We start from the raw sequence: 23,102 nt of genomic DNA on the forward strand, positions 1-23,102 counted from the left end.
TTTTATTTTCACATGGAGGGTTATGCTGTGAGAAGAGAATACACGAAAGATACGCTTTTCAAGCCGCTTACTATGCGCCCCGAAATGCTGAAGTCACGAACAGATCGCACAGCCAAGGCCATTGTGAATGAAGAAAAGACAGCGGTCTCGGTAAAAACCGATCGTTTAAGAGCGGCCAGGGTCGCTCGAGATTCATTATTGTAAGCCACAACCTAGGAGCTATTGTGCAAGTTCTTGTCCGAGATAACAACATCGATCAGGCCTTACGCGTTCTGAAAAAGAAGCTGCAGCGTGAAGGTGTTTTCCGTGAAATGAAAGCCCGCCGTGCATTTGAAAAGCCTTCCGAAAAACGCATACGCGAAAAGGAAGCTGCTATAGCCCGGGCTCGAAAAGAAGCGAAGAAGAAAGCGCAACGTGAAGGCTTGCTGCCGAAGCCGAAGCGAAAGCCTTTTGCAGGGAACACGCGATCACCGGATCATACTGGTTCTCCAGCTGCCGCTTAAGCTAAATTCACACAGCCTTTCCATTGTTCTTCTGGATGGCCACCCTTGCCTGGCGTCTGACCTGGTCACGCTGTTGAACTGGGTCACATCGGGCCAATGCTTTGTGTATAGCCTGCGATCGCAACCCGATTTCCGGTTTCCATCCCTCGACTATTCCCAGCTGTTTGGCGAAACCTGGTTCTATCGATCATCGGCATCCCTATCGGAGGCTCGACAGGTATCGGTGAATGAATGGGCACCAAAGGGCGGCCCCCGACAGCCCTTTGCGTTATTCATCGAGGGTCGATCTGCGGATCCCCGATCTTCGTCGGGCAAGCCGGCTTAAGTGATCCTTTGGTTCCGTCCCTACCAATAAATGGTGGTATCGCTTTTGCGGCTGTCCTTTTGATCCAGGGCATTCTAGCGGTGTTGGCTCGCTTTTATCACCACCTGCATTCGCATGGCTTTGCGGGTGAGCCGTATGACGGGCCACGCGGCATCGGTCCGGTTTTTGGCGATATCATCGCCAGGAATTCGGCCACATTGTTGCAAATTTTGACAAACTGAAGTCGCGCCGAGGGTTGCAATGGCTGCTGAACTCAAGCAGGCGTCAACGGTCTTGTCTCACCGCCTTCTTGGCGTCTGTACCGTCAAGATAGGTGGAAAGCAGCAAACGGCGGTGTTCGCAAGGCAAGGCTTCGCGTTTTCAGCCTGCTTCAATCAACCACCAGACATCGTTCTGATCTGTTCAGACAGTTTCCTCGATACCAGGATTGTGAATGGTCTGATTTTTTTCCTGGGATTTCCCTTAAGACGGACTTGTCGATAGCGATCACCAGGGCCATGAACGAGCGATCTTCCCCAGAGTAAGGAAATCTATACAATGCTCATCAGATGGTCCGGCTTCGGGATGCTCTCGGTTTTTGTGCTGATTGCAGGCATGCTCGGTGGAACTTTCCTGTTGCGACCGGTCCTTATGCAAAGCATGGCTCTTCATCCCGCCGCCTACAGCGCAAATGGAATAGGGCTTATCGTCGGTGCTGGCGCGAATGTGGCACTGGCGTCTGTTTTCAAAAGGATTTCGTATGAGACCCATCACAGCTTTATGGGGATTAGCATGGTGGGCTGGTCAGTGATTGGTGCGGTGGGTGGTGCCGCATTGGCGCTCTATGGCTGGACGATGTAGTCGTTAACCCGCACATGGACCCACTCGATTGTCTTTGCCTGCGGTTGTGAGATCTGAGCGGGCGCGAGGATGATCTGCCAAATACTGCCAAGCGCAAGGTCCCGATCTGATCCCACTTGTCGGGGCTTATCCCGTTGGGAGGCCGAAGCATCTGTTATGATGTCTTTTGGTTGGCGCCAGGAAGACGCACGGCCAGTCCCCTCTGATTCAAAGGGAGAAATATGGAGGCCGCACAAAGCTTTGGGGTCGAGCACGCTGGGCGCTTACATTCTTCACAGTTCATCCAATGACGTGTCGATCATCTCACGCCAAATCCTGCAATTCTGTGCATTTCATCGGCGTGCGATTTTGATGAAATCAGATCTTGAAACTGTAAAACTCATCACTAAATCGATACCGTCATTCCGACACAATGCGTTCGATCAAATGGAGGTTTCGATGAGCGACCGTTTGTTTGACAGTCCTGTCTTCGTGAAGGACGGCCCTTTCCTTATCCGCGAGATTGCCAGCATCGCAGATGCCTTTGATTTTCTGTACGAATGGCCCGAATATGACCGCGACTTCATTTACGAGACAGCTTGGAAAGCGTGCTGCGATGCGCACGACGGGATCAAACCAGTCGAGGCAGCGGAGAGCGCCATTCGTGGTTTCGCCAAGAAGCGCGGGATACTGGAAAAGCCAGAAGTCGCGATCCCCTGGATGAGCGGAAAAAAATCCGGCGGCGGAAGAGTTCAAGCCTAGGAGGGGGGCATGCTCTATTTTCTGTTCATTGAAGGAACAATCATCACGGCTCTGAGCTATGTCGTGACAATGCTCACTTGGAAAGAGATGAAATATCAAAGAAACCACAACAGGGGCCGTCAGTAACCACCACCAATGAAAGCCTCGGGCCGAACGGGGCTTTCATTGGCTGCATCAATGCAACTCTCGTATCGGTGGTAAGCGCAGCAACCTGCCGTTGCCATGCGAAAAACGCTTATTACGCGGGAACGATGGCGTCGCAAACATTTGAAGCTGTTAATAAAGCCTCTGATATGCTGTAAGAAGCTCCTCACGACAAACTGCAGGCGGAGACTGTTGCGATGGATTGGTTCATCATAGTTTTTGTTACGTTCAAGCTCGTCGTTCTAGGGACGGGCATGTTCCTCGCTATCAAGTGGCACCATGATCAGGGCAAGAAGGGGAACTGACGGTCGCGGACGCCTTTATTTGCAATGAGTTGCTCGGGTGCAAAAGGCTGTTTGGCGAGACCTTCACCATAGGTCCGGGACCGCCGCCGTGATTGGGTCGTTCCCCGTCCAGGCTGTGTCATCTTATAATGCGCGTGCTTTACGCATCCTGTAGGATGAAACATATGAGCGACCGTTCATCTTTTCTTGGACCAAGCCTATCTTCGACATCAACCGGGCGCATCGGTGCGCGGTGTTGGGATTGCAGCAACGCGGTGTTGAGGTGCAAAAACCGAGCTGTGACCCTTTCGACATATTGGCTGGTCGCAGGCGCCGATTGTTCCCTTTTGCTCTGCAAGCTCGCAGCGTAGGAATAAGGCGGCGCGACGATGAACGTGAGCACGACCCCCACCGCTGACACGAATAGCACAACAGACTTTCGCATCCAATTCTCCATAAAAGATGAAAGGTCCCCGGACGCACCCTGTTGCATCGCCTCGGCTGTCGCCTGATAGGTGAACGCGGTGAAAAGCTCTATCCAGAGTCATGGCGACCCATTTCTATCTGTTGAGCCCCCCACAACTTGAAGGGGTTTCGATCACGAAAGGAGCATACCCATGCCGCATCATGGTCTCACACAAGAATAAGTGCGGAGGTTTCCGGGTCATGCGGGTGGATACGAGGTCCTTGTGAAACAAAAGAGCATAGTCTGAGCATCGGACGCATTGCCGAGGCCGGAGCGATGTCTGGGGGGCGCCTCCATACTATTGAGGGACAGCCATTGCCCTATGCGGAAATGGATTGGCAGAAACCATGATCAATTTCCAGGGTGGCGTCATGCGGGACATGGTATATTCACCTCAACTGGCCAGACCCGCAGCTTAAGAATCAGCAACGCTGCGGTCTTCAAACTGTTCGCTGTTGCAATGCACAAGCGCGTCCGCGAAATGACAGGTTACCTTTTTTCGTTGAGCGTGGTGGGGTTTTTGCGGTTTATCTCCCCGCCGGCCCTGCAAGCATTTGATCGAGACGCGAGTGGGTTTTCGCCCGTGGGTTTCGCCAGTGGGTTTCGCCAGTGGGTTTCAATGCGACCTTCTCGCGTTTTATCAGCTATTTCAAACAGTCTACTGGAGGCACAGATGAAAAGAATTATGCGGCGATGGGATGACGTCGAAAGATACATTTCAGAAGATTACGTTATTGCATTCCAGGAGGTTCTCAAGACCGCTCTTAAAGACAATGAAATGTCCCAATCCGATCTGGCCGATGTTCTCGGTGTATCGAGATCCCGCGTCAGTCAGCTTTTCATGGAAGGTACAAATCCTTCAATCCGCTATGTCGGTTTGGTGCTGTTTCGGCTGGGATACACAATGGAGTTTAAGAAGCAGCAGAACTGCCCAAGGGACAGGTGAGCATTGCGATAAAAGCATCGGCTTTGAGGATCATTCGACAATTGCAGCCCTATCTGTTGGAGCATCACCAGCAAACCACGCAGTGACGCTGCGACCACTGCTCGACCCACTCGAGGCGACTGACGATGCTCTGACCTTTGCGCGTGACCTCGTCTCATTTGCGGTCACTCTGTGATCCCCCAACAATTAGCGATTTGCACTTAAATTTCTCTAAGTGCAGGTTGCCAACAGCCCAGCATTTCTCCGGAGTTCATCCTGGCTTTTGCGTCTTCCTGGAAAGATGAGTCAGCCATGAACTGCTCGAATGCTGCCTCTTGTGGCGATGCGGAGGCGCATAGGTCCCGGTGCTTAATGGGAGCATCGGGGCCAATTCCGGCCACGCAATCAATCTGCGCAGACCCTGGCGTCTTTCAATCCAAGGCTGCCCCTTAAGCAACAGATGGTTTCGTGCAATCGCAGGCCGCAGTTAGACCTAATATTCCTCCCACACTCTTACGATTGTTGGTTAAGAGTGAATATGGTTTAAGCATTCAACGCTTGCTTTTATTCATTTTGTAAGCGCTGCACTCTGGTGAGCCCTGCCTCCAAGCAATGACAGCTTGCCAGAGTGCCCCCTTTTTTCTTCTCAATCACCAGAACTTCAATCAGCTGCGCAAGCCGCTTGTTTGTTGCTTTCCACCTTCGCGAGCTGCGCGCAAATGATAACTATGCGCGCCGAATTCAGCCCGTCTTACCTTTGCATTTGAACCAGATTAAGCAATGATGCAGCCCAAAGATAGAGAGTGCCAAGGATGCAGCTCGAACCGCCCTTAGAGGTTGAGGGAGCGGCACCCACCGTGATGTTTGTTGAAGCTTACACCGATTTCATGAGCGCGACCTAGATCGCTGATCTTGTCGGTAAATGACACCAACCACCGGGGGGGCGTGGCTCGCGAGACAGTCGTGACCGGCATTGATTCATGGTGCATGAAAAAACCGATCTCAGAGCGAAAGTCGAGCGCGCTGTTGAACCGTACCCGCCCCACCCTGCCCAAACCCGCCCGGGGCACCGGCTGTTTCGTAACGCGACGGCACAATATTTCCGGTGAATGGGATGAGGCTTATATGTCGATAAGCCCTACGTTTGGTAGGAATGCCCCACGACGATTTGTCGTGGAGCAATGTGTCATCGCAGCAGCGCTTAGCTATAGGGTGAGTTGCAGACGGCACGACGACCGACGCTTGGGACATAGGTATTATCGGACGCACGATACGTGCGGTAGCGCGAAGAACACCACTGATAATGACGGTTGTTGTAACCGCGAACCGCTGGCCGCTGATTGTTCAACGCGCCTCCAACGACTGCACCCGCTCCAAAAGCCGCCAGGGGATACCACCAGCCATCGGAATGTCGCTTATAGCCACGACGATGATCGCGATATCCACGATGACCATTGTGCCATCCGTCGCGATGCGAGCGTTTCCAATTGTTACCGCGTTGATCGATAATTCTTTTGTGCTGAACCTGCTGAATCTGTTTAGAATTGAAAGCTGCATCCGAGGTTGGATGAAGGGGCGAGGCGACGACCGGCGTGAATGAGGTTGCCGCAACAGCAAAACTTAAAGCCGCAATCCAGGATTTTTTAAACATCGGAGCTCCTTATGTTGTCTCAATATGGTAACTGAACACGCTCCATATTGTTCCAGAGTGCTCACACCTCCGCCAATGACCATCAAGGTTTGTAAATGGTTTTGAATGCAAGAAAGCTGTGACAGATATGCATTGTCGAGACGATGCAGGCTATTTCAGCGTCAGATCCTCAGACCAAGCTGCTGGCAACAAAAGCTGCGACGATGTAAAACAAACCCTGGAGGGCAGCGCGCGACCCGACCCGGGATCGCGCGATAATGATCTGCGATGCGTGTCGCAGAAGAGCGCTACGGGGAATAGAGGTGACACAGAACGCTCCTGGCGCTTTTGGTAGGACCGAAACTGCACTTAGAAATCGCGACCGATTTTAGCGCCTGTGGTTTTTGCCAGTGGCAATCAGGGCTCTTCAGACAAGGAGATATAAAAGGTTCCGTCGAGCTCTACCGCGAGGAAACGCTTGTTGATCTCAGCCAGGGTCTTGTCCGGATCAATGCCTGCAAAGAGTTCGGGGTGAATCCATTTGGCGAAACACTCGAAAATCACCACATTCAACGCGGAGATCGACATTTGATGGGAGATCCCATAGACGCGCTTTTCCGCGACTGCATTCAGATCCCGCCGGATTGTGGTATCGACAATCGTTTTGAGCGCACTGCGCGCCGCATCTTTTGAGACACCGCCGCCAATTACCAGACTGGCTTGCGACGATATTTGCGGCACGCCGGTCGCTATGTAAACTGCGGGATCCGCTTCCAACACATATTCCGGGTTCAATCTGCCTTCATAGCCGGGAACGGCACTGGCTCCAATGCTGATCCCGCCGGCAAGGGCGATGTTTTGCGTCATGCGATTATCGCGGCCCGGCGTGGAACAGCAGTTCGAACTGGCAAATCCATCCACCAAAACCCTGGGTCGTGTGGTGGCATTTTGTAATGGCCCGGTAATCGCTTCATAGTGATCGCGCACGAATTTTGCGTAGTCCGCCGCCGGAGCATCACGACCAATCGCCTTGCCCAGCAGTTCGATGGAAAACGCTGTGGCGTCCTGTGGTAAGCGTTTGTCATTCACAGGACCATCAAGGAAGATGACGGGAATAGCTGCGGATGTAAGCAGATCGACGATCTCCTGCCAGCCCGGTTGCCACTGATGGATAACCAACAGATCCGGCCTGGCGCTCAGAATGCTCTCGACAGATGTCTGCGCGGGCTGCAGCGCGCCGACCGTCGGGATGGCGTCAATGGCGGGGAACTTTGCGCGAAACGCCGCAAACATGCCTGGGTCGATCCGTTGCGGGTTGGCCCAGCCGGCGATCCGCGAGACGGGATCGGGATCGATCAGCGCCAGTGAGAGCAGCAGCAGGCTTTCATTGGTGACGATGCGTTTTGCCGGGGCTTCCAGCCGCACGTGGCGGCCAGCAGCATCGGTGAGGATTATCTCAGCGAAAGCAGGCCCAGACAGAAGCAAAGCGAAGCTTGCGAAGGCCAGCCCCAGCTTGGTGAAGAGCCGGCGGCATGCCTCCAGGGCACAGAGCGTCTTCACCAGCTATATTTCAGGCTGGCATTGATCGCCCGGCCTGCTCCATAGTTACAGCTTCCACCCGTGTCGTTGAGACAATGGGACACATATTTTCTGTCAAACAGATTGGTGGCGTTTACCCGCAGCGTCATGCCGTCGAGCCCCTGCCTGACGGCGCCAAAATCAACTTCGGCGCCAAGATCGACCAGAGTTTGTCCGGGTATGCGGAGTTTTTCAAGATACTTGCTATCGGTTTGATAGGAAGACCAGCCGCGAATGCCGGCATTAAGCGAGAGGCCGGGAATAAAGACCGGCCTGTAGCGGACCCAGATGCTTGCCTGATGTTCTGGCAGTCGCAGGATTTCGCGCCCTCGTTCGACGGCCAGGTTGGATTCGCGTATTTCGGAATGCGAATAGGCATAGGAACCCAGAAGGTCGATTTGCTGGCTCAGTTCCATCTTCCCTTCAAGTTCCACGCCGCGGACCCGTTGCCGCCCGGACTGGATATAGCCTGTCTGAATCCCGCTCGTCAGATAGGGCGTCAGCGCATTTTTGATATCAAGATTAAACAGCGATATTGACACCATGGCGTTGCGCGCAACCGGTTCATACTTGATCCCCACTTCGAATTGCCCTGCCTGTTGGGCCTTATAGGGCGTTTCGAACGCATCCACTCCCAGTAAAGGCGTGAAGGTGGTGGAATAGCTCAGATAGGGCGCAAGACCATTGTCCAAGAGATAGCTGAGGCCCGCCCGGCCCGAGACCTGGCCTTCCTCATTCTCGACAAAGGCCTGTTCGGGTTTTGCACGCCTGTTATAGGTGGAAATGTCCGACCGATCATAACGCAAGCCCAAAGTGGCAATCAGCCGATCGTAGCGGATCTGATCCTGTAGATACACACCGAGCTGACGCTGCTTCTGCAAGGCAGACGCTGTGTAGGCGGGATAGGCAATGGAAACGCCGCCATAATGCGGATCAAGATAATCGAGCGGCGGTACGCCTGCCGTTGCATTGCCGAAATTGCGATCAGAGCTGGCATTGATATATTCCAAACCGAACAGCAAAGTATGGTCCAGGCGCCCCGTCTCAAACCGAGCCTCCGCCTGTGTATCAACGCTAAATGAGCTGAGTGTATCTTCAGAGGCACCTGAAGCGCGATTGAGCGTGTGACCGTCGGGCTGGTAGGCAAAAGCGGGATTGACGAGCACAAGAAACATGTCCTGGCTCGATCGACTGTAGCGCAGGTTCTGTCGGATGCTCCAGCTGTCGTTGAACTGATGCGAGAATTCATAGCCGAGCGTATAGAAATCGCGGTTGAATTGATTGGCTTCTGGATCACCAAGATAAAGATCGCGAGGGATTTGTCCGTTGGGGTTGTTGAGCAATGTCCCGATCGCTGGGTAAAAGCGAGGATTGAAAATTGCGCGATCACGCTGGTAATAGCCGCTCAGGGTGAGCGAGGTATCGGTTGAAGGGCTCCATGTCAAACTCGGCGCCAGCATGAATGATCGATCCCGTTCCTGATCGATCTGGGTGTGCATGTTGCGCCACTGGCCGACAAAGCGATAAAGAAAGTCGCCGTCTTTGGTGACTGGCCCGGTTGAATCAACCGATGTCTGCACACCGCCAAAGGCTGATGTCCCGATCACGACTTCATTTCTGGCTGTTTGCTGAGGGCGTTTGCTGACATAGTTGACAAGTCCACCGGGCATCGTCCGTCCATATAGAACAGATGCCGGTCCTTTGATAACCTCGATCCGTTCGAGCGCATAGGGATTGACGCTGGGCGTCGCGTAGCTGCTTGGGTCACCCGGAAGCGCCAGCCCATCCATCCAGATGGTGCCATAGGTGCTGAAGCCGCGAATATTGAGCCAGTCGTAGCGGATGTCATAGCCATTGGCTTCCGAAAGGATGCCGGGCGTATAGCGGAGCGCCTGAGGCACGCTGTCCGCGCTCTGTGCATCCATCTGCTGCCGGGTTACGACATTTACAGCTTGCGGTGTTTCCAGCAGAGAGGTGCTGGTTTTCGATGCGGCGCGGCTTTTCTTGGCGACGATTGAATGATCGGGGCCTGTCGGACTGTCGGCTTGCGCGTCAACGGTGATCGTTCCGAGCACCGTCGGAGTTTCCTCCTGATGTTGCGAGAGGGCGGGATGAGTTGCCATCATTGCGACGGCTGTCGAGAGCATCAGAAGCGGCGACAGTCCGGCGCGATGCCATTTCGGGGCCTTTTTGACGGTATGATAGGCAGCAATCCACTGTGTCACGAAAACCTCATCCTGATGCTTGGTCAAGGCCGCACATAGCTCGGTTGAAAACACAACCGATTAAACTTGACCTTTAAAATCATATTAAGCTACGAATAGAGAAAGCACACGGCTGCGCGCAAGTTGCCAAGCTTTGGCAAAGGCAGAAAAACCTTTGTCAGCCGCAAAAAACGTGAGGCTGCGTTCGAACAAGGCGCCGTGGACGGTTACGACAGCGTCAGGCTGGTTGCATCATCGGGTGGGGCAATGGCATTGAAGGGTTTTTTCTGATGACATCGCCGCAACACGCACGTCCGGCACCATCCGTTGACGTCAGCCATAAAAAGCTGCTGGTTCGTGATTTTCTGCAGCGAGATGGCGTGACATTGGAAAGTCCGGACGACCGGCTTTCACCGGAAGACACATTGATCGAGGGAAAATTCATTCACGAAGAATTGCGACCGGGTCTTTTCTTGCATGTGAGCGACGCATCGGAGGAACGGGCATTTACGGCCTCCTCGCATTTGCCGGCCGGTCTGTCCTGCATCTTTTTTCTCGACGGCGCAGTCGATATGAAAATGGGCGAAAGGCCTTTCCATTTTGAAGGAAACGCTCAGGCTCTCAAGGGCACGGCGATCATGAATGCCCGCGCAGAGAGTTTTCAGCGCAGGTCGCCTGGCGGCCAGCGCTTGCGGCATCTGGTGGTTTCGGCAACACCGGAATGGCTCGATATCGACGGATTTCAAACCGCCTCTGAAACCGGGACGCCCGATCTATTGCGTGATCATCTTGCCAGTCATCGCTGGGCAGTAACCCCGCGGACGCTGGAACTGTTGCAGCAGATTGTCATGCCGCCGCAATTCACGCCGGCGCTGCGCAAGCTGTTTTTTGAGAGCCGTGCGGTTGAAATTGTGGCAGAGGCACTTTGCGCGATTACCCGGACTGCACCACAGGTGCCGCCGACAGCTGATTTGAACCGGCTTGACCGGTTACGACTTGTGCGCGCAAAAGACTTCATTGCCGAGAACCTTGCAGAACCGCTCAATCTGCCGGCAATCGCGCGCGCAGCCGGCATCAATTCAAGCGGCCTGCAACGGCTGTTTAAACTTTCCGAGGGTGCAAGCGTTTTCGATTATATCCGCAGCTCTCGGCTCGACAACGCCTATCGTGCTCTTGTGTCAGGAGATATGCCGGTTTCGCGCGCAAGTTTGCTGGCGGGCTATACGCGGCCAGAAAATTTCGCCACAGCGTTTCGCCGCCAATTCGGAATGACCCCCCGCGAGGCGCAAAAGAAGGTTCGCGGGAACTGAGCGTGAAGAGGCGCAGTTTTAAGGCACGATTATGCTCTGCTGCTGACAGATCGGATTATTGAAGGGGCGCCCAATGGGGTGCGCTGCTGCTTCCTTAGCCGTTCGATCAGCTCCGACTTTTTTGCCGCTCGCCCAAACAACCAACCCTGCACAATCAAGTCAGGATTGAGATTTGCCAGCGTGCTTGCCTGTGCTGCGGTTTCCACGCCTTCAACGACCAGTTCGACCCCACTTGCATGAGCAAATATCTGTATTGCGCTGATCGCAGCGGCGGCCGCATGCATTTTAAGAAATGATGCATCAAGTTTACAGCCGTCGACCGACAGGTGGCGCAAGCGCGTCATGCTGGAAAAGCCAGCGCCGAAATCGTCGACATAGACTTGGTAACCCTGGTTCCGCAACTCGGAGAGATGGAACGCGATCTCTTCGAGTGGTGCGGACTGCCTTTCGGTTATTTCAAATGCCAGCGCTTGGGCAGGGATGTTTGAAGCAAGCCGTTTCAATCGATCGCAAAGCGTGCCAGTCACAAGATCCGGTGCAGCGATATTGATACTAATTCGAAAATCACGGTCCACTGTCTGAAAAGACGGCCAGTCATCGGCAACGCGCGCAATCACATAATCGGTGAGCGCCGCAATCATGCCGGTTTCCTCAGCCCGCGCGACGAGCCGTTCAATACCGGTTTGGCAGCCTGGCCAGCGCAGCAAAGCCTCTGCGCCCATGATTCTGTGATCACGCAACCTTACAAATGGCTGGTAATGGACTTCAAGTTCACGGTTCTTCAGCGCCGCCGACAATTTGCGTCTGAATGAAACATCATCCGCAAACCACAGCCACGCTGCAGCTGCGCAGGAGAGGGGCAGAATACCCGAAACGATTGCGATTTCCCCGCGCGGTAGCCCTGCCGCAAACAGTAACCCCACCTGCGCCGACACAGTCAAAGCAAGCCCTGTCCCAATGATGATCAGTGTTTTTCTGAACCGGTTCACAAATATGATCCTCAAAAAGGCGTCTCCTTCGCATTTTGCGCGAAGGAGACGATCCCTGCATCCCTTGCGGGGGCGCTGCTGAATGCAGGAATAGGTGGATTTACCACTTCATCTTCAGACCGACACGACCGGCCAGACTGTCGTTCTTGACCCCGTTATGTCCAAGGCTGTGGCTGTAATCGCCGCTGGCAAACAGTGAGACTGTTTCGGTCAATTGACCGGAGAAACCGAGTCCGAATTGCCCCCAGCTGCCTTGCGCATCACTTGCGAGCGAGACGCGGTTTTCAGCTTGGAGATTGGAGAAACTGGTCTTCGCCTCCCCACCCATGGTGTGCCAGAGATTTACCCGTGCCCATGCCGCATAGCGACGCCCGCTTTCGGCCTGCCATTGGCGGCCAATCTTCGCTCCGACCCGGCCATAGACCGTGTCGGTGTCGGAAAATGCGATCCTTCCAAACCGGTCTGAGGTGTTGTCGAGCGAGAGGTGCTGATAAATCAGTTGCGCCTGCGGTTCGACCGTCCAGCCATTGCCCAGCCCATGACGATAGCCGCCTTCGAGCGAAGATATGAAGCCCCAGCCTGCTGTGCGCATGGCAATCTGGTCGGCAGAACTGCTTTCAATCCGGTCATAGCGGGTACCCTGGATGACGGCATCCGTATAAAAACCTGCCTGGTCGAGATGCGTCCAGTAACCACCAAAGCTATAGCCGTTCATCGTCAGTTGACCGGCATTGCCGCCATAGACCCGATCGACATTGGCTTCAGCCCGTCCCGCCCCGATAAACAGGCCCGCCAGATCGCGCGATCCGTTTTCCTGTTCACGGCGAAAAAGGTCAATTCCCGCCTGAAACCCACCCAGGGTGAAGTCATAGGACGGCCCATCCCTATAAAAATCATTGAGATAGCCCTGCGCATTACCGGAGGCTGATCCCGCGTGACCGTGTTCGCCAAAACCGCGCAACCAGAAGGCTGAAAGCTTGGGATCAAGCGTGTCACGCCTGTCGTGATAGGTGCCGAGCATCGCCAGTCCAAAACGGTTCGCCAGAACAGGTGCAACCATATCGAGCGGAACTTCAGGCCGATAATTGGGCAATTCAGGCTCCGGCTTGGGATCGGGGCCAGGATTTGGGTCTGGTTCCGGGTTTGGATCTGGGTCTGGATCCGGATTTGGACCGGGATTGTAGCTCGAGCGAAGATACCATTTACCGTCAAAGTTGCCGGAGCGGTCCTCGGCAAAAAGCGTGTAATCATAAGCGCCGGCTGCGATGCGCCCCTGCTGGACAAAGGCGTCATTGCTGGCCTTTGCGGCATCCACAATCATGATGCCATCGCCGACGGTCAGCGCTCCAAGGCCTCCGGCATTGTTGACACTGACGGAACTTGTGCCGCTGACATTGCCTTCAAAGATCAGCCGATCGGTTTCCGAGCCATCATCGCCAAGCTTGCTGTTGAGCACAAACAGGCTGTCAGTCGAGGTGAAGTCACCCTTGACAGTCAGGGTCTTGAAACCTGCCGAACCGGGGGCGGCAAATGAAATCGTGCCAGCACTTTCGAGATCGTTCAAGGTCGAGGCGCCGGTGATCTCCCAACCACTGGTGCCGTCAATCACCAAACTATCAAGAATACCACCGGTGTCGCTCACCCGTGCTGCGCCTTTGAGCAGGCTCTTATCGCGCAGATTGAAATCGACGATTCCGCTGCCGGCGACAATATCGCCTTCCAGCAACGAGCCTTGCGCATTCACGCTTGCGGTACCGACCGGCATTGGAATGACATTGGTGCCATCATCATAGATATAATCCGCACTCGAAAACAGCAGCGCCTCGTCGCCTGTGCCGCGCACGTGACTGTTATGGAGATTAAACGTGCTTGTGGCACCACCACCCACCCGCAAGGCCGGCCCTTTCGCCGCTGTGATTGCGGAGCCTGCGACGTTCACGCGATTGACGTGCTTGGTGACCGGCGTGACATTTTCAGGTGTGTTGTAACCGACGAGATAGATACCGGCCGCATTCTGACCTGTTGTCTCAATGGTGGTGTCAGAGATATCCATCTGCGAGCCGAAAGTGACAGCAGCGCCATGGGCATAGTCACCTGTGGTCGTTATCGTGGTGCCTTGAGAAAGGGCCACCATGCCCGTACCATGGCTGCGGGCTCCGATCGCACTTTCGCCACTGGTCGAAATGATCAATCCGCGCCCGTCAATTGTCGATTTGGTGGTCGCGACAAGGCCGTAGGCGCTCTCACCTTCGGTGGTAATTCTCGTGCCGGTGAGTGTGACATGCGCAGGTGCCCAAGCGGCAACGCCGCCATTGCTCGAACCCACACCATGACCACCCAGTCCATAGGTGTGGATAGATCCGCCATTGACGACAGAGCGAACATGGATGTTCTCGATCCCGGTCGCGTTGATGCCATGGGTAATGATATCAACATTATCCACCTGCAATCTGACCTGACTTGTATCACTTGAGTCATTGGCTGCAAAGATGCCGTTGCCGTAATCGCCAAAGGTTTCGATCCGACCGTTGTTTAAGATAACATTGCTGTTTGAATTGGCGTTGATTCCATAGGCGCCACGACTGGTGGTCGTTGCGTTGGTGAGCGGGTTGAAGCCTGTGCGTATATCGAAATGATTGGCGATAAGCTGTCCACTCATGGCAGAAATTCCGGCACCATTAAAGCTGGTGATGCTGGTGTTCTCCACCGACGTCGACGCAGCGGTCGACCCGTATTTTCCCTGCATCGAAATGCCGATATCATCTGCAACAATGCTGCTGCCGATCAGCGAAAGCTGGCTTTCGCCCATCGTCAGAATGCCACGGCGGCCAGCACCGGTTCCAATGATTTCGACATTCTCGAGATAAAGCGACGAGCGATCGCCGGACAGATTGATGACATTGCCTGCAAGGCCGGTTGACACCAGCCGTGCGGTCTTGCCGGACGCGCCAACGATCCGCACGACGCTGGGCGCAGAAGAACTGTAGCTTTCCACCCGCAAGGCTTCCGCCGCACGACCTTCACTGAGGAAATCGACATCGGAATTGGTGATGGTGAGTGTTCCATTGGTGACCCAGACCGCTGCGGCATCAAGCTGACCCGCGGCACCGGTTGTATGCGCTCGGGCTTCCCCGTTGTCGATCACGCTTTCCTGACCGGATTCAACTCGGATCTGCTGGGCATTGGCCGGCGCCAGAACGAGGCCTATCGCCAGTGATGAAACGCCCAACAGGCATGCCAGCCGGTGGCGGTTTAAACCGGAAAATTCAATGCAATGCTTTAGAGACAACATAAGGGCCATCCTTGGTGGAAAGCCGCCGTCGCCCACAGAACCTGCCTCAAACACGGCATGTCTGCGATCATGCAGAAGACCAAACAAGACCGCACTCGCTTACAATCAATTGCAGGCGGGCCCCAGTCCTGTCAGATCATTGGCATAAAAAGCGATGCGTGCGGCAATCTGCTTTTTGATTTCTGCCGCTATGTATTCAATCTGGATGCAGGAGAATTGCGTAAAACTTCAGTGGTTTTTATAAAAGACCGCGAATTGAGCAAACATTCTCATTGCGGCAAAATATTAGTGTGACGATCTTTCCAGAGGATAAAGTCCACCCAATGTTTGAACGAAATGGGGAGGATGAATGCTCTGTCTGAATAGATTTGCAACTGCGCCTGACGAGGCGCCGGGCGTGAGAGCCTGACAGCGCAGCAAATGAGAAAATTCCGAAATGGAAAGGCCGCTGAGCGGCCTTCCTGGTTCAGGCAACGCTGCGCCGGAACGAAGCGGGTGTGGTGCCTGCGATCCGCTTGAAAAGCGTCGCGAAATGCGCCTGGTCCGAAAAACCGCAGGCGAAGCCTATTTCAGCAAGCGGCAGGACTGAACTGCCGAGCATCTCTTTGGCTTTTTGAACCCGCACGCGCATGAGGTATTGATGCGGAGTGATATGCATCGCCGCCTTGAAACGTTGATGAAAGCTCGTCCGTCCCATGCCGGACAGCGATGCCAGCTCGCCGATGTGAATATCGCGGCTGAGATGTTCGGTGATATAGTCATCGATCCGCCGCAGCTGTCTTGACGTGAGGCCGCCATATTGCTCGGGCTTGATTGCTGCGGGCGAGACAATCGAATATTTCGCCAGCAGGTCGGCACAGAGCGCACGTGCAAGATAGTCTATCTTCAATTGGGAAAGATTAGCCGGCTCCGCCAGTGATTGCTTGATGGCGCGCAACAACCAGCTCAGACTGGTGCTGGTGCGTCCGAATACCGGAAGCAGCGAGACACGATCAGGCTCTATCTCAAAAAGCTCATAGGCAGTCTCCTGCAGAAGTTCTGGCCTTAGAAAGACATGAACCGCCTCGGTGGGGTTGCCGATCAGGCAATCAACCGCAGTGAGCGGTTCGGCCATGCTGATCGAATAGGCTGGAAGCACGGCGAGCTCGCCACGGCCGCCAATGCTGCGATGGACTTCTGTGTCGCGCAAACCCATGCTCAGCCAGAAAAATGGCACCGAATGATGCAGACATTCATGGGGATGTTCGAGCGTATGGGCTGCAAAAAGATCCTGCCAGCCGTGTCTCTGGCTGCTGCGGATGGTTTTGACTTCCCTGGTAACAAAAAGGGAGGTGTCCTTGCCCAGAATTGGGAATTTTTCCCCGCGATCAGGAAAAGCTGCCGTCTCGACGGCGTTTTCGACTAGATGTTTCATCGATGCACACTTTGCCTTATTTGGCTCTCTTTAAGAACGAGAGGCCAAACGATTGAAATATGCAGCGCCCAGAGAGGATATAAGCGGAATGCCGGCGCCAAACAACTGTGGCTTGAATGAGCCAGTCGGTCGTTCTCAATCGGGTTATCGTCAATGCCACGGCACTATTGGCCATGAGCAGGCTTGTTTTGTAATATAAATTATCAGATCTTGATAACCCTTGATCGAAATCAATGATTTGGATCGTATTCATTTTGGTGCAATCGGGTTATATTTCAAGTGACTACAATATAAGCACTTTTTATGCGATAGATGTTTTATTAAATATAATTAAGGAATCTCAATGGCGGCCTTCTTATCGAAATTATACAGATGAAACTGTCTATACTGATTGTGGATCAGCAACTTTGCTACCATGCTTGGTGATCGCACTCGGATCCAAGTCAAAGTTGCAGCGACAGGCGGAAGGATCACAAGCGCATGAGGGTGGTTGTGTGCAGGCCTGCGCCGGCCTTGCTGCTGCGATCGCGGTTGCGGGCGACCTTATCGGATGCGCGCATGATATTGTATCATCGGCAGAGTTGCAGGTCACGATCCGGGTGCGACCGCGGGAGCGCCAGACTGATTGCTATCGCTGTGATGAACCGGGGCGATCTCTCTGCGACCGATCACAAACAGCGCCAGGGCGAACAGCGCGACCGCACCGTGAACCCAATAGGCGAGACCGTAACCGCCATGATTTGTCAGCCAGCCAGCGACGACATTGCTGGATGAAGCACCAATACCCTGAACCGTCATGACTGCAGCCAGCCCGACATTGAACCGCCCTGTGCCTGCCAGGATCTGTTCGGCTGCGATCGGTGTTGCGATGCCAATCAAGCCCGCGCCAATACCGTCGAGGATCTGCACCGGGAAGATCACCGGATAGGAACTGAACCAGCCAGCAATCGCGCCGCGGATAGGCAAGGCGAGCAGCGCGATGATGAAGACGGTGGCAAGGGAGAAGCGGCGGATGAGAAAGGGCGCAGCAAGAGCCATTGCGATCATGGAAAGCTGGGAAACACCGGTGATAACCGCAGTGGTGCGAAACGGCGTGTCGAGTTGGATAGAGAAATCCTGGGCGATCAGCCGGCTCATTGGTGCATTGCCGAAGTGAAAGATCATCAACACGCCCGCCAGCAGCAGCAGGCCCTTGCGACTGAACAGAACCGTGAGGCCGGACGGACCAGGCGTGCCGTCATCATGGGCAAGACCGCGGGCGACATCATGATCGATATTTTTTGGATCTATCGCGAGCACTGAAACAATGGTTGCGGCAGCGGTCAAAAGCATCAGTCCGATGATGCCTTTGGTTCCAAAGGCGGCTGCCACGAAATAGATCGCCGCAAGCGACACAACATTGCCAGCGTGATTCCAGAATTCGTTGCGCGCGACCTGTCGCGAGAAACGCGCCTCGCCCACTAGCCCCAATGTGAGCCCCATCAGCGCAGGGCCGATGACCGCGCCAACGACAGCGGTCGCGGATTGTCCGCCAAATACCGAAGCATTCCCTGGACTGGCCAGCGTCCACAATGCCGCGAGCGTCACCAGAATGACCGGGATTATGATCAGGCTGCGCTTACGATGTGACGCATCCACCCATGCGCCAAACAGCGGCGTTGCGATCATCCCCAGCACCCCGCCCAAAGTGGCAATGATGCCCAATGTCATCGGGGACCAGCCTTGGGTTGCCAGAAATCCGTCGAGAAATGGACCAAGCCCATCGCGGGCATCGGCGAGAAAGAAGTTGAGAACAGCCAGGGCCACCAGGGACCGGTCTGACAAGCCGTTACCCGAATTGGGTTGCATGCCGTGCTCCTGCTTGCAAGACCATGAATTGGAAATATTGCGCAAAACGAGCGGCTGGCAAAAAGGTTCCAGATCAAGAGGGCCGCATTTTACGCAGGCGCTGTGTTTTTCAATTCGTGCAGGAGCGCGCAGTTGCCTGGTCCATTCAGACCAGAGCGAGAAGGCTATCTCTGATAGAGTGCGTGGGGATTGAGCGTTGTCTAAGCATTGCCGCCTGACTGATCAGCAGTTTGCGCAGATATCCGCCTTTGGAACCGGACCGCCGCCGCAGTCTGTTGCTATATTTGATCGGTTTCCAGTCGTCTGTCAGACCGAGTTTCACGCAGGTTTCAAGGAGGGCATCCCATAATCCCGCTTCGGCCCAGCGGCGAAACCGCACGTAAACCGAATTCCACTTGCCGTAGCGTTGGTCCATGTCGCGCCAGGGGCAGCCTGAGCGGAGCACATAGAGCATTCCATTGAAGTAGCGGCGATTGTCATAAGAGGGGCGTGAGCGTCTGCCCCGCTCGGGGGGAAGCAGTTGCTGAATGATCTGCCATTCCCTATCCACCACATCGCCACGGACCAAAGCTGCCTCCTGTACGCAAAAACTCTCTGGCCCGGTTGATCGACAAAGCATGCTGTCAACGGCCCTGCTAAAAGCACTCCAAACCAAATGAAAGCGGTCGCTCAGTTCAGAGTGCTGCGCAGGGCGAAACTGCGAGGAAAGCCCGACGCCTCTGTAATGAACCATGTTGGGCGAGCGCTGCCAATCGCAAGTCGGTGGGGAAAATATAAGCGATTCAAACTGGCGCGCAGCCGCCCTGTGGTGGGGCTGTTCTTGCTGCCCCACCCTGGTGAGGGGTGCATTGCCTCGCCGGCGTTCAGAGATTGAGATTAATCGTCTCAAGGGTCTGACGCGCCCGCACGATCGATTGCGGGCCGGCATTGAGCAGGTCGACCAACGCGCTCCTGGATTTCGGCAGGACGATGGCGACCTGTTCCAGACTCAGCGACAGACGACGATTACAAAGTGTCAGCCCATCCGTCATGATCCGTATTGCCCGCTCGGCTTCCAAATCATTGCCGAAGAAGATACCGGACCAGTCATCGGCTGGATCATGGGTTATACGATAAAGTCGTTCCACGGATTCTGTCATGTCCTTACTCCCTGAGCATTGGCGGTACGCCCCCGCGAATGCATGCTCATTGATCCCTGGTGATCGGGGAGTTAGTAACCGCATAGCGCGGCCCTATGGCCTTTGGTTCAGAGAACCTGTTGCATACGCCACAGGCTCCCCGACCATAAGGTCAAGGAGTGAGCGCCAATTTGGTGGCGCCAGCCTAGCTATGAAGGGTTACTACGCCGCGAACTGTCGCGTCCACAGTTCGAGCGGTAAGCTATTCGATTTGCCGGTGCTTGTCTTCCCTGAAAGTGTGGGGGTATGGAGTTGCCGACCGAAATTTACGAGGGGCCGATTTTTCAGTGCTGCGCGCAAAGTTGCCGGGTTCTATGTTTTATGGACGGCAGATAGCAAATCGCGGCGCCCTGGGCGCGGATCGCCGGCAAGCGCGCGGGACACAACGATACTTTAAGCATGAAGTTCAGGCCATACCCTTCTCAGGCGAGCAAGGCGCTGAGATCATGGGCATGGTCATTGCCATCGCGCAGATCAAGTTCTGATTCAACATGATCAAGATGATGAGACATCAGGTGAACAGCTTTTTCCCGCTGCTGGCTGGCGATCGCTTCGACAATTTCTGCGTGTTCATCGGGTCCGCAATTGAACTTGTCGGTATTGCGATAGACTGCGGTGATCAGCGAGGTCCGCGAAACCAGATCGCGCATCATGGGAGAGAGAAAGTTGGAGTGCGCGAGTTCTGCCAGCAGCAGATGGAAGCCGCCGGATAATTTGATGATGTCGGTGGTGATACTACGGCTATTGGCCAGTCGTTCTTTGGCAACATGATCCTGGAGCCGTTTTAGGTCGGCGCGTGTGGCGGATCGGCAGAGATGTTCGACCACGCAGCGCTCGACCGTGCGCCGCACGAAGAAGACGTCGCGGGCTTCTCGGACGGTCGGCTTGCAGACAAAGGCGCCGCGATTTGGCAGAATATCCACCAGCCCCTCGCGCTTGAGGGCGGCGAGTGCCTGGCGGATACGGGCACGGCTAACCTTGAAAATGGTCGCCATTTCCTCTTCCTTGAGCTGGACGCCGGGGCGCAGGCGCCGCTCGGCGATCGACAGCCAGACTTTCTCGACAATATGCTGTGTTGACGCGTCCCTCTGCCCTGCCATGAGCCCTCCTCCCCTTCTGCATCAACAAGCGCGCTGCAGAAGGAAAAGTCAACCATCATGGCAAGGTAAAGGGGACAAAATTGTCTACAATAAGGCGGCGATTTCGAGCTATGCGATCCGTTTGGTGACAGCAGGGCCTTTGCTGAGCGGGTAGTCATAGCTGTTGACCTTTGAAGTAGCATAGCCGGCACCGACCAGGGCTTCAGCCATTTTGACTGCTGCCGTCACACCATCAATGACTGGAACACCGGTTGCGCGTTTAAGACGCGCGCACAGCGATGACATGCCTGCACAACCCAGCACGATGGCTTCGGCGCCATCCTCATCCCTGGCGCGTTCGATCTCAGAAATCAGCAATTGCTCGGCGCGTGCGCGCTCCTCTTCCAAAGCCAGAACAGGCAGATCGATCGCCCGCACCTTGCGACAATGACGTTCCGCACCATAGGCGGTAACCAGATCCTCGATGAGAGCGACTGAGCGCGGCAATGTGGTGATGACGGAAAAGCGACGGCTGATGGTCATTGCGACCTGGATGGCCGCCTGACAAATGCCGATCACCGGACCCTTCGCCACTTCGCGCGCGGCGTTAAGTCCCGGATCGTCGAAACAGGCAATGACATAGGCATCGACCCCTTCGGTCTCACGCTTGCGAATTTCCGCAAGCATCGAAGGCACTGCCAGAGCCTCATCCGCGCACCCTTCGATACTGGCCGGCGTATCCTGCGGATTGGTGGCCGAGAGCCGGGTCTGGCTCTGCTTGGCGAGCAAGGCGCTTTCCAGAGCCTGTTTGGTCATGGACGCGGTGGAATTGGGATTGATCAAGTGAATATGCATGCTGAAATTCTCTATTGCCTGGCTGCGGGTCTATTAGTCCGGCTTGCTGAAATTGCCGATCGGCGGGGCTTTCAAAACAAATTGACGGTCTGAGGTGAGGTAATTATCGGCGTGCAATCGGGCGATCGGCTGGTAGACTTGTGGATCGACATAATGGCCTTCAGCGTCCAGGCAGTTGCGGCGAACATGCATCTGCACCACCTCGCCCAGAACCAATGTGCGCCGGGGATAATCGATCAGGCGCTCGACACGACATTCAAAGATGCAGGGCGCTTCCAGCGGATAGGCGGCGGCGATCTTGCTGCAGGGCTGAGCGGTCAATCCTGCCATTTTAAGTTCATCGACCTCGGTGTCAAAACCCAGTCCGCAGATCAGCATCTGTTGCGATAGCGCCATGTCGACCATGCTGATGGCGAACTCACCAGAGCGGCGAATATTGGCCATGGTGTCCTTTTCCTCACCCGATAGCCGCGGCTGGATACCCAGCACAACAATCGCTGGATCGTGCGAGAAAACATTGAAGAAACTCATCGGCGCGGCGTTGTCGTGCCCGGCAGCCGAACGTGTTGTGACCAGCGCGATCGGACGCGGACCAATGAAGTTGGTCAGCAGACGATAGCGGCTTTGCGGGTCGATGGTCTCGAAGTCAAATTCCATAGGCAGCCCAGACTGTGATAAAATCATCTACAAAACTATCTTTTATTGTCGACAATAAAGCAACTATTTAAATGTGCGAGTTGACTTTTTCCCGCACATGACGATTGTCGGATCCAACACGGAGAAGTCTTAATGAATGCAGCAACGGCCATGTCGATCGAACAGATCGTTGAGAAAGTCTGGCTTTCGATCGCCGAGCGGCGATTGCGTCCTGGCATCCAGCTCAAGGAAGAACAACTTGCCTCCATCTTCAATGTCAGTCGCGCCCGTATCCGTCAGGCTCTGACAGTGCTTGAACGCGATGGGCTTGTGACGATGATCCCCAATCGCGGCGCCTTTGTCAGCAAACCGACCGTTCAGGAAGCCCGTGACGTGTTTTCGGTACGACAGGCGGTGGAACGCTGCATTATTGAGCGGCTGTGCGGCTCGCAGCTCAAGGACAGTGTCAAACGCCTGCGCGCGCATGTCGAATTGGAGCGGATTGCCAATGCCGAAGACAGCACCACCGACATCATCAAACTTTCCGGCGGCTTTCATCTTCTGTTGGCAGAACTGACCGGATCCGACTTCCTTTTTGCCACCATGCGGGATCTGATTTCCCGCAGTTCGCTGATTACCGCCATTTATCGCAATACCGACCGCTTCAATTGCGGCCCGGACGAACATGCTGAAATCGTGAAGGCAATTTCGGCAAAGGCAGTGGAGAAAGCGGTGCATTTGATGGCACATCATCTTGAGCATGTGGAATCCGAGCTTGATTTGAGTGAGATCCGCGAGCTGTCCTACGATCTGCGCACGGCTCTGACGTAAAGGGGACGGAGCCGGTTTACCGGCACCGAC

General features: G+C 54.8%; 19 protein-coding genes. 7 read left to right on the plus strand and 12 right to left on the minus strand.

Annotated features, from left to right (window positions below; genetic code table 11):
• Positions 1-224: 224 nt before the first annotated feature.
• From rpsU to QBD00_RS19950, 4 genes are all read left to right on the plus strand, one after another.
• Positions 225-503, plus strand: a complete 279-nt coding sequence (gene rpsU, locus QBD00_RS19935; RefSeq protein ID WP_151094464.1) for a 30S ribosomal protein S21 — start codon at positions 225-227, stop codon at positions 501-503.
• An 862-nt stretch (positions 504-1,365) separates the two neighbouring features.
• Complete coding sequence (locus QBD00_RS19940) at positions 1,366-1,668, plus strand: hypothetical protein (protein WP_318285410.1); 303 nt, start codon at positions 1,366-1,368, stop codon at positions 1,666-1,668.
• Positions 1,669-2,106: 438 nt separating this feature from the next.
• Positions 2,107-2,409: a DUF982 domain-containing protein gene (locus QBD00_RS19945; protein WP_151094467.1), complete on the plus strand. Its 303-nt coding sequence runs from the start codon at positions 2,107-2,109 to the stop codon at positions 2,407-2,409.
• 1,216 nt (positions 2,410-3,625) lie between these two features.
• A complete protein-coding gene (locus QBD00_RS19950) occupies positions 3,626-4,249 on the plus strand; it encodes a helix-turn-helix domain-containing protein (RefSeq protein ID WP_318580349.1) in 624 nt (207 codons plus the stop codon).
• Positions 4,250-5,429: 1,180 nt separating this feature from the next.
• On the opposite strand, the gene QBD00_RS19955 is transcribed toward QBD00_RS19950, so the two are convergent.
• From QBD00_RS19955 to QBD00_RS19965, 3 genes are all read right to left on the minus strand, one after another.
• Positions 5,430-5,879 carry a BA14K family protein gene (locus tag QBD00_RS19955; RefSeq protein WP_191793797.1) on the minus strand — a complete coding sequence of 150 codons (450 nt, stop codon included), beginning with the start codon at positions 5,877-5,879 and terminating at the stop codon, positions 5,430-5,432.
• Positions 5,880-6,275: 396 nt separating this feature from the next.
• The gene (locus QBD00_RS19960) at positions 6,276-7,418 is read right to left on the minus strand and encodes an ABC transporter substrate-binding protein (RefSeq protein ID WP_151094476.1); all 1,143 of its coding nucleotides are present in this window, start codon (positions 7,416-7,418) and stop codon (positions 6,276-6,278) included.
• Complete coding sequence (locus tag QBD00_RS19965; RefSeq protein WP_191793798.1) at positions 7,415-9,661, minus strand: TonB-dependent siderophore receptor; 2,247 nt, start codon at positions 9,659-9,661, stop codon at positions 7,415-7,417. Before QBD00_RS19965 ends, QBD00_RS19960 begins: the two co-directional genes overlap by 4 nt.
• A 269-nt stretch (positions 9,662-9,930) precedes the next feature.
• Between QBD00_RS19965 and QBD00_RS19970 the strand changes: the two genes are divergently transcribed.
• Complete coding sequence (locus QBD00_RS19970) at positions 9,931-10,950, plus strand: helix-turn-helix transcriptional regulator (RefSeq protein WP_191793799.1); 1,020 nt, start codon at positions 9,931-9,933, stop codon at positions 10,948-10,950.
• A 29-nt stretch (positions 10,951-10,979) separates the two neighbouring features.
• Here the strand turns inward: QBD00_RS19970 and QBD00_RS19975 are convergent, their stop codons facing one another.
• Both QBD00_RS19975 and QBD00_RS19980 read right to left on the minus strand, forming a co-directional pair.
• Positions 10,980-11,939, minus strand: a complete 960-nt coding sequence (locus QBD00_RS19975; protein WP_318580350.1) for an EAL domain-containing protein — start codon at positions 11,937-11,939, stop codon at positions 10,980-10,982.
• Positions 11,940-12,039: 100 nt separating this feature from the next.
• Positions 12,040-15,231: an autotransporter outer membrane beta-barrel domain-containing protein gene (locus QBD00_RS19980; protein ID WP_318580351.1), complete on the minus strand. Its 3,192-nt coding sequence runs from the start codon at positions 15,229-15,231 to the stop codon at positions 12,040-12,042.
• Positions 15,232-15,300: 69 nt separating this feature from the next.
• Between QBD00_RS19980 and QBD00_RS19985 the strand changes: the two genes are divergently transcribed.
• Positions 15,301-15,525 carry a hypothetical protein gene (locus tag QBD00_RS19985; RefSeq protein ID WP_191793802.1) on the plus strand — a complete coding sequence of 75 codons (225 nt, stop codon included), beginning with the start codon at positions 15,301-15,303 and terminating at the stop codon, positions 15,523-15,525.
• A 172-nt stretch (positions 15,526-15,697) separates the two neighbouring features.
• Here the strand turns inward: QBD00_RS19985 and QBD00_RS19990 are convergent, their stop codons facing one another.
• The 7 genes from QBD00_RS19990 to QBD00_RS20020 all read right to left on the minus strand — a co-directional run bounded on the left by QBD00_RS19990 (position 15,698) and on the right by QBD00_RS20020 (position 22,262).
• The gene (locus QBD00_RS19990; RefSeq protein ID WP_151094491.1) at positions 15,698-16,645 is read right to left on the minus strand and encodes a helix-turn-helix domain-containing protein; all 948 of its coding nucleotides are present in this window, start codon (positions 16,643-16,645) and stop codon (positions 15,698-15,700) included.
• 588 nt (positions 16,646-17,233) lie between these two features.
• Positions 17,234-18,493, minus strand: coding sequence for an MFS transporter (locus QBD00_RS19995; protein WP_318580352.1), 1,260 nt, complete (start codon positions 18,491-18,493; stop codon positions 17,234-17,236).
• Positions 18,494-18,638: 145 nt separating this feature from the next.
• Positions 18,639-19,061, minus strand: coding sequence for a transposase (locus QBD00_RS20000; RefSeq protein WP_235901910.1), 423 nt, complete (start codon positions 19,059-19,061; stop codon positions 18,639-18,641).
• Between the two features lie 295 nt (positions 19,062-19,356).
• Positions 19,357-19,632 (minus strand): hypothetical protein, encoded by a 276-nt coding sequence (locus QBD00_RS20005; RefSeq protein WP_151094497.1) that lies wholly within the window; start codon positions 19,630-19,632, stop codon positions 19,357-19,359.
• 461 nt (positions 19,633-20,093) lie between these two features.
• Positions 20,094-20,771, minus strand: coding sequence for a GntR family transcriptional regulator (locus QBD00_RS20010; RefSeq protein WP_318580353.1), 678 nt, complete (start codon positions 20,769-20,771; stop codon positions 20,094-20,096).
• Between the two features lie 108 nt (positions 20,772-20,879).
• Positions 20,880-21,605 (minus strand): aspartate/glutamate racemase family protein, encoded by a 726-nt coding sequence (locus QBD00_RS20015; protein ID WP_318580354.1) that lies wholly within the window; start codon positions 21,603-21,605, stop codon positions 20,880-20,882.
• 33 nt (positions 21,606-21,638) lie between these two features.
• Complete coding sequence (locus tag QBD00_RS20020; RefSeq protein ID WP_318580355.1) at positions 21,639-22,262, minus strand: flavin reductase family protein; 624 nt, start codon at positions 22,260-22,262, stop codon at positions 21,639-21,641.
• Positions 22,263-22,394: 132 nt separating this feature from the next.
• Between QBD00_RS20020 and QBD00_RS20025 the strand changes: the two genes are divergently transcribed.
• The gene (locus tag QBD00_RS20025) at positions 22,395-23,072 is read left to right on the plus strand and encodes a GntR family transcriptional regulator (RefSeq protein ID WP_318580356.1); all 678 of its coding nucleotides are present in this window, start codon (positions 22,395-22,397) and stop codon (positions 23,070-23,072) included.
• Positions 23,073-23,102: the final 30 nt, after the last annotated feature.

It is taken from the genome of Ochrobactrum sp. AN78 (assembly GCF_029909885.1).
GTDB classification, from domain to species: Bacteria; Pseudomonadota; Alphaproteobacteria; order Rhizobiales; family Rhizobiaceae; genus Brucella; species Brucella quorumnocens.

Coding starts and splice junctions, on each gene's coding strand:
- QBD00_RS19940 (WP_318285410.1), top strand. CDS start 1,366: ATGCTCATCAGATGGTCCGGCTTCGGGATGCTCTCGGTTTTTGTGCTG.
- QBD00_RS19945 (WP_151094467.1), top strand. CDS start 2,107: ATGAGCGACCGTTTGTTTGACAGTCCTGTCTTCGTGAAGGACGGCCCT.
- QBD00_RS19950 (WP_318580349.1), top strand. CDS start 3,626: ATGCGGAAATGGATTGGCAGAAACCATGATCAATTTCCAGGGTGGCGT.
- QBD00_RS19955 (WP_191793797.1), bottom strand. CDS start 5,879: ATGTTTAAAAAATCCTGGATTGCGGCTTTAAGTTTTGCTGTTGCGGCA.
- QBD00_RS19970 (WP_191793799.1), top strand. CDS start 9,931: ATGACATCGCCGCAACACGCACGTCCGGCACCATCCGTTGACGTCAGC.
- QBD00_RS19980 (WP_318580351.1), bottom strand. CDS start 15,231: ATGTTGTCTCTAAAGCATTGCATTGAATTTTCCGGTTTAAACCGCCAC.
- QBD00_RS19985 (WP_191793802.1), top strand. CDS start 15,301: ATGCAGAAGACCAAACAAGACCGCACTCGCTTACAATCAATTGCAGGC.
- QBD00_RS19990 (WP_151094491.1), bottom strand. CDS start 16,645: ATGAAACATCTAGTCGAAAACGCCGTCGAGACGGCAGCTTTTCCTGAT.
- QBD00_RS19995 (WP_318580352.1), bottom strand. CDS start 18,493: ATGCAACCCAATTCGGGTAACGGCTTGTCAGACCGGTCCCTGGTGGCC.
- QBD00_RS20005 (WP_151094497.1), bottom strand. CDS start 19,632: ATGACAGAATCCGTGGAACGACTTTATCGTATAACCCATGATCCAGCC.
- QBD00_RS20010 (WP_318580353.1), bottom strand. CDS start 20,771: ATGGCAGGGCAGAGGGACGCGTCAACACAGCATATTGTCGAGAAAGTC.
- QBD00_RS20015 (WP_318580354.1), bottom strand. CDS start 21,605: ATGCATATTCACTTGATCAATCCCAATTCCACCGCGTCCATGACCAAA.
- QBD00_RS20020 (WP_318580355.1), bottom strand. CDS start 22,262: ATGGAATTTGACTTCGAGACCATCGACCCGCAAAGCCGCTATCGTCTG.
- QBD00_RS20025 (WP_318580356.1), top strand. CDS start 22,395: ATGAATGCAGCAACGGCCATGTCGATCGAACAGATCGTTGAGAAAGTC.